The 12,374-nt window shown below is 56.8% G+C and carries 12 protein-coding genes; 7 read left to right on the top strand and 5 right to left on the bottom strand.

Annotated features, from left to right (window positions below; genetic code table 11):
- The first annotated feature begins 12 nt into the window (after positions 1-12).
- The 3 genes from araH (at position 13) to otsA (ending at position 3,354) form a co-directional block, all read left to right on the top strand.
- The gene (gene araH / locus ABLU67_RS15480; RefSeq protein ID WP_025106114.1) at positions 13-993 is read left to right on the top strand and encodes an L-arabinose ABC transporter permease AraH; all 981 of its coding nucleotides are present in this window, start codon (positions 13-15) and stop codon (positions 991-993) included.
- A gap of 158 nt (positions 994-1,151) precedes the next feature.
- A complete protein-coding gene (otsB, locus tag ABLU67_RS15475) occupies positions 1,152-1,955 on the top strand; it encodes a trehalose-phosphatase (protein ID WP_014229862.1) in 804 nt (267 codons plus the stop codon).
- Positions 1,930-3,354 (top strand): alpha,alpha-trehalose-phosphate synthase, encoded by a 1,425-nt coding sequence (gene otsA, locus ABLU67_RS15470; RefSeq protein ID WP_014229861.1) that lies wholly within the window; start codon positions 1,930-1,932, stop codon positions 3,352-3,354. Before otsB ends, otsA begins: the two co-directional genes overlap by 26 nt.
- Positions 3,355-3,380: 26 nt before the next feature.
- On the opposite strand, the gene uspC is transcribed toward otsA, so the two are convergent.
- Both uspC and ABLU67_RS15460 read right to left on the bottom strand, forming a co-directional pair.
- Positions 3,381-3,809, bottom strand: a complete 429-nt coding sequence (gene uspC / locus ABLU67_RS15465) for a universal stress protein UspC (protein WP_004852164.1) — start codon at positions 3,807-3,809, stop codon at positions 3,381-3,383.
- Between the two features lie 129 nt (positions 3,810-3,938).
- Positions 3,939-4,097, bottom strand: a complete 159-nt coding sequence (locus ABLU67_RS15460; RefSeq protein ID WP_157835615.1) for a hypothetical protein — start codon at positions 4,095-4,097, stop codon at positions 3,939-3,941.
- A 76-nt stretch (positions 4,098-4,173) separates the two neighbouring features.
- On the opposite strand from ABLU67_RS15460, the gene ABLU67_RS15455 reads away from it, so the two are divergent.
- Together ABLU67_RS15455 and ABLU67_RS15450 are read left to right on the top strand one after the other, a co-directional pair.
- Complete coding sequence (locus ABLU67_RS15455) at positions 4,174-5,757, top strand: MFS transporter (protein ID WP_009652039.1); 1,584 nt, start codon at positions 4,174-4,176, stop codon at positions 5,755-5,757.
- Between the two features lie 4 nt (positions 5,758-5,761).
- A complete protein-coding gene (locus tag ABLU67_RS15450; protein WP_014229860.1) occupies positions 5,762-6,901 on the top strand; it encodes a glycoside hydrolase family 105 protein in 1,140 nt (379 codons plus the stop codon).
- 120 nt (positions 6,902-7,021) lie between these two features.
- Here the strand turns inward: ABLU67_RS15450 and argS are convergent, their stop codons facing one another.
- On the bottom strand, positions 7,022-8,755 hold the full coding sequence (gene argS, locus ABLU67_RS15445) for an arginine--tRNA ligase (RefSeq protein ID WP_348852366.1): 1,734 nt from the start codon (positions 8,753-8,755) through the stop codon (positions 7,022-7,024).
- Positions 8,756-8,984: 229 nt separating this feature from the next.
- Between argS and ABLU67_RS15440 the strand changes: the two genes are divergently transcribed.
- Both ABLU67_RS15440 and cutC read left to right on the top strand, forming a co-directional pair.
- Positions 8,985-9,554, top strand: a complete 570-nt coding sequence (locus ABLU67_RS15440; protein ID WP_014838837.1) for a VOC family protein — start codon at positions 8,985-8,987, stop codon at positions 9,552-9,554.
- Positions 9,555-9,630: 76 nt separating this feature from the next.
- On the top strand, positions 9,631-10,374 hold the full coding sequence (gene cutC, locus ABLU67_RS15435; RefSeq protein WP_285924232.1) for a copper homeostasis protein CutC: 744 nt from the start codon (positions 9,631-9,633) through the stop codon (positions 10,372-10,374).
- A gap of 223 nt (positions 10,375-10,597) precedes the next feature.
- Here cutC and cmoB read toward each other — a convergent pair whose 3' ends face one another.
- Entirely contained in the window at positions 10,598-11,620 is a 1,023-nt protein-coding gene (gene cmoB, locus ABLU67_RS15430) for a tRNA 5-methoxyuridine(34)/uridine 5-oxyacetic acid(34) synthase CmoB (RefSeq protein ID WP_348852365.1), read from the bottom strand.
- Complete coding sequence (gene cmoA / locus ABLU67_RS15425) at positions 11,617-12,360, bottom strand: carboxy-S-adenosyl-L-methionine synthase CmoA (RefSeq protein WP_009652021.1); 744 nt, start codon at positions 12,358-12,360, stop codon at positions 11,617-11,619. Before cmoA ends, cmoB begins: the two co-directional genes overlap by 4 nt.
- Positions 12,361-12,374: the final 14 nt, after the last annotated feature.

The following is a 12,374-nucleotide window of genomic DNA, read 5'->3' as shown; positions in this document are numbered from 1 at the left end:
AAGGAGTCTATGATGTCATCAGTTACCACTTCAGGTACTACCCGGTCGGCTTTTAGCTTCTCCCGCATTTGGGATCAGTTCGGCATGCTGGTTGTTTTCGCGGTGCTGTTTATTGGCTGCGTGATTTTTGTGCCTAATTTTGCCTCGTTTATTAATATGAAAGGCCTGGGGCTGGCTATTTCTATGTCCGGAATGGTGGCCTGCGGAATGCTGTTTTGCCTGGCATCGGGGGATTTCGATCTGTCGGTCGCCTCGGTTATCGCCTGTGCCGGTGTGACCACGGCGGTGGTGATTAACCTGACGGAGAGCATGTGGGTGGGGATCGGCGCCGGTCTGCTGCTCGGCGCGCTGAGCGGCCTGGTCAATGGTTTTGTGATTGCCCGCCTGAAGATTAACGCCCTGATCACCACCCTGGCCACCATGCAGATCGTCCGCGGTCTGGCCTATATCATCTCTGACGGTAAAGCAGTTGGAATTGAAGACGAGCGTTTCTTTACCCTCGGCTACGCCAACTGGTTTGGCCTGCCAGCGCCTATCTGGCTGACCGTTGCCTGCCTGATTGTCTTCGGCCTGTTGTTGAATAAAACCACCTTTGGCCGCAATACGCTCGCGATTGGCGGTAACGAAGAAGCGGCGCGTCTGGCGGGCGTGCCGGTAGTGCGGACCAAGATCATCATTTTCGTCCTTTCCGGCCTGGTTTCCGCGGCGGCAGGCATTATCCTGGCTTCACGAATGACCAGCGGACAGCCGATGACCTCGATTGGCTATGAGCTGATTGTCATCTCGGCCTGCGTGCTGGGGGGCGTATCGCTGAAAGGCGGGATCGGTAAGATCTCCTACGTGGTGGCCGGGATCCTGATCCTGGGAACGGTAGAGAATGCGATGAACCTGCTCAATATCTCGCCATTCTCGCAGTATGTCGTACGCGGCGTGATTTTACTGGCGGCGGTGATCTTCGACCGCTACAAACAGAAAGCGAAACGAGCCGTTTGATTCGTCCAACTTTTCAGTTTAATCCTAATCCGTTGCCAGCGCTCGTTGCGCTGGCAATGACTATCAAAAATGGCGAGGCTGGTCACACTGTCTATACTTACATGGCTACAATTATTTAACACCCAGCATGTTGCTGGCCATGATAAGGAGGAAACAGGGTGGCTGACCAGATTTATGTACCGCCTGCGTTAACCGGAAACTGCGCTTTTTTCTTTGACCTCGACGGTACCCTTGCCGGTATCAAACCCCATCCCGATCAGGTGGTCATTCCTGCCGATGTTTTGCAGTCGCTGCGCCAGCTCGTGCAGCAGCACAACGGCGCGGTGGCATTGATTTCAGGGCGCTCAATGGTTGAGCTGGATGAGCTTACCCGTCCTTACCGGCTGCCGCTTGCCGGTGTCCACGGGGCTGAACGCCGTGATATCAATGGTAAAACGCATATTGTCTCTTTACCGGATTCTCTCCAGAAGGCGCTCTCTGCGGAACTGACCGCGGCGCTGGATGACTTGCCGGGATGCGAACTGGAAAGTAAGGGGATGGCCTTTGCTCTGCACTACCGACAGGCGCCGGAGCATCAGCACGCGGTGCTCGCGCTGGCGCAGGCCGTCGTGCAGCGCCATCCCATTCTGGCATTACAGCCGGGTAAGTGCGTGGTGGAGATCAAACCGCGCGGAGTGAATAAAGGTGAAGCGATAGCCGCTTTTATGCAGGAAGCTCCATTCAGCGGGCGCAGGCCGGTGTTTGTCGGTGATGACTTAACCGATGAAGCGGGTTTTAGCGTCGTCAATCAACTGAGTGGCGTATCGGTCAAAGTGGGCGGCGGTGAGACCCAGGCGCACTGGCGCCTGCCGGATGTCGCCGCTGTTCATCTTTGGATTAGTAACATCGCGAATCATGGGCAACAACCAGATGCGCTAACCGACAGGAGAGATGGCTATGAGTCGCTTAGTCGTAGTATCTAATCGTATTGCCCCGCCGGATGACAAAAAGGCCAGCGCCGGTGGCCTTGCCGTGGGGATTATGGGGGCATTAAAAGCAGCCGGAGGACTGTGGTTCGGCTGGAGTGGGGAAATCGGTGACGACCAGCAGCCGTTAAAAAAAGTGAAGCAGGGGAATATCACCTGGGCTTCCTTTAACCTTAGCGAGCAGGATCACGACGAATATTACAACCGCTTTTCCAATGCCGTTTTATGGCCCGCCTTCCACTATCGTCTCGATCTGGTCGATTTTCAGCGTGAAGCCTGGGAAGGCTATCAGCGCGTCAACGCAACGCTGGCGGATAAACTGCTGCCGCTGATCGAACCTGACGATATCGTCTGGATCCACGATTACCACCTGCTGCCGCTGGCCAGCGAACTGCGCCAGCGCGGGGTCAATAATCGCATCGGCTTCTTTTTACATATTCCGTTCCCGACGCCGGAAGTCTTTAACGCGCTCCCGCCGCACGCGGAGCTGCTTGAACAGCTGTGCGATTACGATTTACTGGGTTTCCAGACCGAGAGCGATCGCCTGGCGTTTCTCGATTGCGTATCGATGCAGACTCGCCTGACGACGCGCGACGGCAAAAAGCATGTGGCCTGGGGGAAACCTTTCCACACCGAAGTCTATCCGATCGGTATCGATCCGGAAGAGATTGCGCGGAGCGCAAAAGGGCCGCTGCCGCCGAAGCTGGCGCAGCTGAAGAGCGAACTGAAAAGCGTGCAGAATATCTTTTCCGTTGAGCGGCTGGACTATTCCAAGGGGCTGCCGGAGCGTTTTCTGGCCTACGAGGCGCTGCTGGAGAACTATCCGCAGCATCACGGCAAGATTCGCTATACCCAGATCGCGCCGACGTCGCGCGGCGATGTTCAGGCCTACCAGGATATTCGTCATCAGCTTGAAACCGCGGCCGGCCGCATTAATGGCCGATATGGCCAGCTGGGCTGGACGCCGCTTTATTACCTGAACCAGCACTTTGAACGCAAGCTGCTGATGAAAATCTTCCGCTACTCGGACGTCGGTCTGGTTACGCCGCTGCGCGATGGGATGAATCTGGTGGCGAAAGAGTATGTGGCCGCGCAGGACCCGCAAAATCCGGGCGTGCTGGTGCTGTCGCAGTTTGCCGGCGCGGCGAACGAGCTGCCGACGGCCTTAATCGTCAATCCTTACGATCGCGACGAGGTCGCGGCTGCGCTGGACCAGGCGTTAACCATGCCGCTGGCCGAGCGTATTGCCCGCCATTCGGCCATGCTGGCGGTGATTAAAGATAACGATATTCATCGCTGGCAGGAGCGGTTTATTGCCGATCTAAAGGAGATTGAGCCAGGAAGTGAGGAGAGCCACTTAGCGCGCAAGGTCGCGACCTTCCCCAAGCTCGCCTGAGACGATCGCGGTTAGCGCTTTCGGCGCTAACCTTTTTCCAGACACACCAGCAGCACGTCAACGCCGCTGCTGCCCACGATATCTTTCGCCGAACAGGTGGCGCGAGAGAACAGGCTCTGGTTGTGGTTGCCGCAAATCACCAGGTCAACGCGGTGCCGCTGGCAAAAATCCTTCACATGGTGGGCAATCCCGCCGCTGGCGATAGTCATTTTCTCTATCGGGTAGTCGGCGTGGCGGGCGAGCTCGGCCAGAAAGCCGCGCGTCTCCTCCTGCATCACTTCGCGTAAATTTTCCATCATTGGCGCCGCAAACTGGTTATACAGCTCCGGGTCCGTTGCCAGGGTAATCAGGCTGACCTTCGCATTGACCGGACGGGCGATGGAGACGGCTTTCTGAATGAGGACCCGGCTTTCCGGGGTTGGCGCCACGGCGACCAGCAGATGTGAGTAGGGCATCAAGCCTCCTTGAGATACGCGAAACAACCCTTTTCTATTGTCTTTACTCCCATTCCTTAGCTTTCGCAAGGTTTATCCGCAGCGAAATAACGCGCCCAGATTTCACTCCGCCGCGCGCCATTTTGATGGTCACTTCGCAACTTTTGGTCCGATCTTTTGTATTAAAAGAAACGCTGTTTTATAAATCAGTGAGGCGCGTTCATCGACTCTTTGTGTTTTTGCCATTGAACGCTTTTGGCTGGCAAAAATGAAAAGGTAACGCCGTTCCCATGTTCTTAATGTAGCCATGTATCAACCCCCTTTTGGCTGAATGGGCCAAAACGCGGTTCGGAGTTCTCTAAAAAAAGACACAGGATTTACGGCGATGAAAACACGTAAAATCGGTTTGGTTAACTACCTTGCCTATGGATCGGGCGATTTCCTTGGTGCGGGAACGACCGCACTCACAGCAGCATGGCTGCTCTACTTCTACACCACCTTTTGCGGTCTTTCCCCTATCGAGGCGACGCTTATTTTTGCCACCGCCAGGGTTCTGGATGCGGTAATCAGTCCGCTGATGGGCTTTCTGACGGATAACTTTGGCTCAACCTGGCTGGGGAAACGTTTTGGCAGGCGTAAGTTCTTCATCCTGCTCGGCATCCCCTGCGTGTTTAGCTACTCCATCATGTGGGTAGGGGATATGGGGTTCTGGTACTACCTGCTGACCTATCTTCTTTTTGATATTGTCTACACCATGATTCTGGTGCCGTATGAAACGCTGGTACCGGAAATGACCGATGATTTTAAACAGAAAACCAAATTCTCCGGCGCGCGTATTTCTATGGCGCAGATGTCGGCGATTCTGGCTTCCTTCCTGCCGGGCGTTCTGCTGACTATCTTTGGTAAGGACAACGCCGTTTCTTTCTTCTATGCCAGCCTGGTGTTCTCGGTGCTGTGCGCCATGATGCTGACCTTCGTCTGGTTCTTTACCTGGGAACGCCCGCGTGAAGAGTGGACGGAGGCCGCGCTGCGCGCCGAAGAGGAGAAACAGAACCTGAGCCTGTCGCAGAGTCTTAACCGCCTGTTCATTGAGTTAAGTTCGACCCTGCGCATTAAAATTTTCCGTCAGCATCTGGGGATGTATCTGGGCGGCTATATCGCCCAGGATGTCTTCAATGCGGTCTTTACCTACTATGTGGTGTTTGTCCTGATGCAGGAAGCCTCAATGGCTTCTAACCTGCTCGGAACCATGGCGATCTTCCAGTTTATTGCGGTTATCGCCATGATCCCGCTGTGTATTCGCTTCGGGCCGGCGCCATCGTATCGCATGGTGGTGGTGCTGTTCGGCCTGAGTTCGCTCTCTTACGCGGTGCTGTACTACGCTGGCCTCAGCGATGTCTATTCGCTGCTGCTGCTGATATCCGCAGTGGCGGGCCTGGGCCGCGGCGGCATCAACTACGTTCCGTGGAACACCTACACCTATATTGCCGACGTGGACGAAGTGATCACCGGCCAGCGCCGCGAAGGCATCTTTGCCGGGATCATGACCCTGACGCGTAAAGCTTCCCAGGCCGGAGCGGTGATGCTGGTGGGGATCATCATGCAGATGTCGGGCTTTGTCTCCGGACAGAAAACGCAGCCCTATGAAGTGAGCCATACCATTCTGCTGATCCTCAGCGTGGGCACCTTACTGGTGCTGGCCTGCGGTTTCCTCGTTTCCCTGCGCTTTAAGCTCAATCTGCAAACCCACAGCGTCCTGCGCGCGGAAACGCTGAAAATGCGTGAATCCGGTCGCGCTCAGCCAGAACTGGCCAGCGCCGGGGATCGTGAGGTGGTGGAGATGCTGGCCGGGATGCCGTACGACGCCCTGTGGGGAAACAACAATATTGGTTATCTGAATCGGAATAAACCCGCCGCGCCAGCGCTGAAGCCGCGTTCAGCCATGAATTCGACATATAACAGAGGTTAAGGATATGAAAGTTTGGCCTGTCAAACATAGCCCACTACTGCGCCAGCCGGAGCGTTTTATCGCCCGCAATGAACTGCAGGCGCTGATTCAGAAGGTGACGCACAATCTGGTCAACATTAAGGACGAAAGCGGGCAATTTTTACTGCGGCTGGACGACGGACGCGTTATCGACACCAAAGGGTGGAACGGCTGGGAGTGGACTCACGGCGTCGGCCTGTACGGTATTTATCAGTATTACCAGCAGACCGGCGATACGGCGATGCGCGACATTATTGATGGCTGGTTTGCCGACCGCTTTGCCGAAGGCGCGACCACCAAAAACGTCAACACCATGGCGCCGTTTCTCACCCTGGCTTACCGCTACGAAGAGACGGGCAACCCCGCGTATCTGCCCTGGCTCGATAGCTGGGCGGAGTGGGCGATGAACGAAATGCCGCGCACTGAGTCTGGCGGCATGCAGCACATCACCCTGGCGGAAGAGAATCATCAGCAGATGTGGGACGACACGCTGATGATGACGGTTCTGCCGCTGGCGAAAATCGGCAAGTTGCTTAATCGTCCGCAATACGTAGAGGAGGCGGTATATCAGTTTCTGCTGCACGTGCAGAATCTGATGGACCGTGAGACCGGCCTGTGGTTTCACGGCTGGAGCTACGAGGGGCGGCATAATTTCGCCCACGCTCGCTGGGCCCGCGGCAATAGCTGGCTGACTATCGTTATTCCGGATTTCCTGGAGCTGGTGGATTTACCCGAGAACAGCGCGGTACGGCGTTATCTGGTGCAGGTGCTGAATGCGCAGATTGCGGCGCTGGCCCGCTGTCAGGACGATAGCGGCCTGTGGCATACGCTGCTTGACGATCCTGACTCCTATCTGGAAGCGTCGGCGACCGCCGGTTTTGCTTATGGGATCCTCAAAGCGGTGCGCAAGCGCTACGTGAGCCAGGCGTATGCGGAGGTTGCGGAAAAAGCGATTCGCGGCATCGTGCAGAATATCTCAGCGCAAGGGGAGCTGCTGCAAACGTCGTTCGGTACCGGCATGGGTTCGAATCTGGATTTTTATCGCGACATTCCGCTGACGTCGATGCCGTATGGCCAGGCGATGGCGATCCTGTGCCTGACGGAGTATCTGCGGAAGTATTTCTGAGAAGGGCGGAATTTCCCCGGTGGCGCTTACGCTTACCGGGGATACAATGATGCTGCAGGTCTGATGAGCGTGGCGCCATCAGGCGTTATAAACCAAACCCGGCTTTCGCCGGGTTTGGTTTTACATCCGTTCTACGGTTTCGATACCCAGGGTATCCAGACCCAGCTTCAGCGTTTTCGCCGTCAGCAGCGCCAGCTTCAGGCGGCTGTTGCGCGTCTCTTCGCTTTCGGCGCTCAGGATCGGGCAGTGCTCGTAGAAGCCGGAGAACAGACCCGCCAGATCGTACAGGTAAGAACACATCACGTGCGGCGTGCCTTCACGCGCGACGACCGTCAGGGTTTCTTCAAACTGCAGCAGACGGGCTGCCAGCTGGGCTTCGCGATCTTCGGTGATGACCACCGGCGCCGCCGCCAGCGCGCTTTCATCGATATCCGCTTTGCGGAACACGGAGAGCACGCGGGTATAGGCATACTGCATATAAGGCGCGGTATTGCCCTCAAAGGCCAGCATGTTGTCCCAGTCAAAGATGTAGTCGGTGGTGCGGTTTTTAGACAAGTCGGCATATTTCACCGCGCCGATCCCGACCGCGTTCGCCAGTTTTTCCAGCTCATCGGCGGGCATCTCCGGGTTTTTCTCCGCCACCAGACGGCGCGCGCGCTCCAGCGCTTCGTCCAGCAGGTCGGCAAGCTTCACGGTACCGCCGGCGCGGGTTTTAAACGGTTTGCCATCTTTGCCGAGCATCATGCCGAACATGTGGTGCTCCAGCGGGACGGAATCCGGCACGTAGCCGGCTTTACGCACGATGGTCCACGCCTGCATCAGGTGCTGGTGCTGGCGAGAGTCGATGTAGTAAAGCACGCGGTCAGCATGCAAATTTTCGTAGCGGTATTTTGCGCAGGCGATATCGGTGGTGGTGTAGAGATAGCCGCCATCCTTCTTCTGGATGATAACGCCCATCGGTTCGCCTTCCTTGTTTTTGTACTCATCAAGGAACACCACGGTCGCGCCTTCGCTTTCTACCGCCAGACCTTTGGCTTTCAGATCGGCAACGATACCCGGCAGCATCGGGTTATAGAGGCTTTCACCCATCACGTCGTCGCGGGTCAGGGTAACGTTGAGGCGGTTATAGGTTAACTGGTTTTGCGACATGGTGATGTCGACCAGCTTGCGCCACATTTCGCGGAAGTACTCGTCGCCGCCCTGCAGCTTAACGACATAGCTGCGCGCGCGCTCGGCGAAGGCTTCATCTTCATCGTAGTGTTTTTTCGCTTCGCGATAGAAACCTTCGAGGTCGGCCAGCGCCATTTCACCGGCGTTTTCCTGCTGCTGTTTTTCCAGGTACGCGATGAGCATGCCGAACTGGGTGCCCCAGTCGCCCACGTGGTTAGCGCGGATCACTTTATGGCCGAGAAACTCCAGCGTACGCACCGCGGCGTCGCCAATAATGGTGGAGCGCAGATGGCCTACGTGCATCTCTTTCGCCACGTTCGGCGCGGAGTAATCGACGACCACCGTCTGCGCCTGCGGCTGAGCCACGCCCAGACGTTCCGATTTCAGCGCGCTGCTGACGTTTTCCGCGAGGAAGGCCGGATCGAGGAAAATATTAATAAAGCCAGGGCCGGCGATCTCTACCTTATTGGCAATCCCGCTCAGATCGAGATGAGACAGTACCTGCTCTGCAAGTTGTCGCGGCGCCATGCCCAGTTTTTTGGCAACGGCCATCACGCCGTTGGCCTGATAGTCGCCGAACTGGACTTTTGCTGACTGGCGGACCTGAGGTTCGCAATCGGCAGACGCGCCTGCCGCGATCAGGGCCTGACTGACTTTTTCTGAGAGAAGAGCCTGAATATTCACCGAAACACCTTACGTTAACACGCCGTCACCCTGATGGGGCGGCGCGGGAATGTGGACAAATTAGGGCAGGAGTATACTGCATTTGCACCCACGCGTCAGCACCGCGCGGAGGTTGCTGAGCCTCGCGCTCAACGAATAACCGTTCGCGGGACGCTGCCGGCGATTGCCGGTTGGTCGGTCGCGGAAAACGCGATAGATTAGCGCTTTTTAGCGAGTACCGAGGCTTACGATGGCGAACTGGCAGCAGATAGATGAACTGAACGATATTTCCGCGGACCTGCCGCGCTTTACCGAGGCGCTGAACGCGCTTGCTCACCGGCTCGGTCTCGATATTACGCCCCATGACGCCGACCATATTTCCCTGCGCTGTCACCAGAACGCTACGGCGGAGCGCTGGCGTCGCGGCTTTGAACAATGCGCTACTCTGCTGTCGGAAAATGTCATTAACGGTCGACCCATCTGCCTGTTCAGGCTGGATGAGCCGGTGGTCGTGGCGCACTGGCGTTTTAGCATCGTTGAACTGCCGTGGCCGGGCGAAAAGCGCTATCCGCATGAAGGCTGGGAGCATATTGAAATCGTTCTGCCGGGCGATCCTGAAACGCTCAATACCCGCGCGCTGGCGCTGCTTTCCGATGAAGGGCTGGGCCAGCCGGGCATTTTTGTGAAGACCAGCGCGCCGAAAGGAGAGCGTGAGCGTTTACCGAATCCGACCCTGGCGGTAACGGATGGCAAAGTGACGATCAAATTTCACCCGTGGTCGATTGAGCAAATTGTCGCCAGCGAACACGCTGAACGATAACAGTGTGAAGCGACGCGGCGTCTGCCGGAAGAAATCGTGACATTCTGTAGTGCCTGCCCTATCGACGGAGAGAAGAATGACCTTACTGGAAGTCTGTTGTTACAGCATGGAGTGCGCGCTGGAGGCCCAGCGCCGGGGCGCCGATCGTATCGAGCTATGCGCCGCGCCGCAGGAGGGAGGGCTGACGCCTTCGCTGGGGGTACTGAAATCGGTGCGTGAAGCGGTGACCATTCCCGTTCATCCAATTATTCGCCCGCGCGGCGGTGATTTTTGCTATACCGCCGGCGAATTTGCCGCGATGCTTGATGATGTGGCCGCGGTGAAGGATCTCGGTTTTCCCGGCATGGTGATCGGCGTTCTGGACGCCGACGGTCGGGTGGATAGGGCGCGAATGAAAAAAATAATGGCGGCGGCGGGAACCCTGGCCGTCACCTTTCATCGGGCCTTTGATATGTGCGCCGACCCGCGCCAGGCCAGCGCTGAGCTGGCTGAACTCGGCGTTCAGCGTATCCTGACTTCGGGCCAGCAGTCTTCAGCCGAAAAAGGAATTTCATTAATCAGGGAACTTATTTCCCAAAGCGATACTCCTATTATTATGGCCGGTGCAGGCGTCCGCGCCGCCAACCTGCCGCTATTTTTGCAGTCAGGGGTAAAAGAGGTGCATACCTCGGCAGGCCAGTGGTTACCGTCCCCGATGCGCTTTCGCAATCCCGGACTGTCGATGTCTACGGATGCCGAAGCAGATGAATACTTACGCTACGCCGTCAATGGCGAAGCGGTAGCGGAAATGAAGAAGATTATTTCCGCACAGAGAGATTAAGACCCTAAATAATTCGAGTTGCGAGAAGGCGGCGACGCAGGGGATCCACAGGAGCTTACTCAAGTAAGTGACTGGGGTGAGCGAGGAAAGCCAACGCACATGCAACTTGAAGTATGACGGGGATAAACCGTTTTTTGCTGCACATCATGTCGCCCAATATGATGATTGCCCGTACCAGGCCCCTGCCCATTAAACAGGGGCCTTTTTTTATCCTGAAAACGCGTTAGCCAGGCTGCTTGTCGGCCCGCTTTTTCGCCGCCAGCGACTGTTCTGTTTCCGGTTTGGTGGCAATAAGCACCGCGCGCAGCGGGGCAGGGTAGCCTTCGCGGGTTTTGCTGCTGTCCTGCGGATCGAGGAAGTCGGCCAGCGACTCGGTGGTCATCCACTCGGTGCGGCGCTGCTCTTCGGTGGACGTCACGCAGGCGTCGACGATGCGTACATCGATAAACCCGCATTTCTCCAGCCACTGCTTTAGCGCGGCGGCAGAAGGGATAAAGTAGACGTTGCGCATCTGCGCATAGCGATCGCCCGGCACCAGCACGGTATTTTCGTCGCCCTCGACGACCAGCGTCTCCAGCACCAGCTCGCCGCCGGGAACTAGCTGATCTTTGAGCTGCCACAGGTGATCGAGCGGGGAGCGGCGGTGGTACAGCACGCCCATCGAAAAGACGGTATCAAAGGCGTTCAGCGCCGGAAGCTGCTCAATGCCCAGCGGCAGCAGATGCGCGCGCTGATCGTTGCCCAACAGTTTTCGCACCGCTTCAAACTGGCAAAGGAACAGCTGGGTGGGATCGATGCCCACCGCCAGACGAGCCCCGGCGCCAATCATACGCCACATGTGGTATCCGCTGCCGCAGCCGACATCAAGGATGGTACGTCCGGTGAGGTCGGAAAGGTGCGGCAGTACGCGTTCCCACTTCCAGTCGGAACGCCATTCGGTATCGATATTCACGCCGTAAAGCGACCAGGGCCCTTTACGCCACGGCATCAGATTCTTCAGCAGGTTTTCAATCCGCAGACGCTGACCGTCACCCAGCGGCGTTTCGCTCTCCGCAGTGACGCTATGCAGCAGATCCAGACGGTAGGGCGAAAACTCGGGCAGAAACTCGACGGCCCGCTCCCATTCCCGGTATTTCCCGTGCAGCGCGTCACGCTGCCAGGCCGCCACCTGGGCGGGCAGCGTCACCAGCCAGTGCGACAGCGGGCTTTTGGCAATCAACTGATAAAAGTTGCTGAAATCAATCATGCCTGGTCCCCGGATTTTACGGCGATTAACGATCCGAAGTTAAAGCACTGGAACCACAGTTCGGCATGTTCGAAACCGGCCTTGCGCAGGCGCGCTTTGTGGGTTTCGACGGAATCGGTGAGCATCACGTTTTCCAGCATGCTGCGCTTTTGGCTGATTTCCAGCTCGCTATAGCCGTTGGCGCGTTTGAAATCATGATGCATGTTGAACAGTAGTTCGCCGACGTTGTCATCTTCGAAGCTGAATTTTTCCGACAGCACCAGCGCGCCGCCCGGATTGAGTCCCTGATAGACCTTATCAAGAATGGCCTGGCGTTCGCCCGGTTCGAGAAACTGGATGGTGAAGTTCAGCACCACCATCGAGGCGTTTTCTATCGTGACGTGGCGAATATCGCCTTCAATCACTTCGACCGGCGTCGGCGCCTTATAGGCGTCAATATGGCGACGGCAGCGTTCGACCATGGCCGGCGAATTATCAACGGCGATGATTTTGCAGCCGGCATGCGCAATATTGCGGCGCACGGACAGCGTGGCTGCGCCAAGCGAGCAGCCGAGATCGTAAACCTGGGTATCCGGCTGAACGAAACGTTCCGCCAGCATGCCGATCATGGAAATGATATTGGAATAGCCGGGAACAGAGCGCTGGATCATATCCGGGAAGACTTCAGCAACCCGTTCATCAAAGGTCCAGTCGCCGAGGCTGGCAATCGGCGCGGAAAAAAGCGTATCGCGGTGAGACATAACGTTAAACCCGA

This window comes from Klebsiella sp. GN_Kp190 (assembly GCF_040061795.1).
In the GTDB taxonomy this organism is placed as follows: Bacteria; Pseudomonadota; Gammaproteobacteria; order Enterobacterales; family Enterobacteriaceae; genus Klebsiella; species Klebsiella michiganensis.
This window is presented reverse-complemented; position numbering and strand designations above follow the sequence as displayed.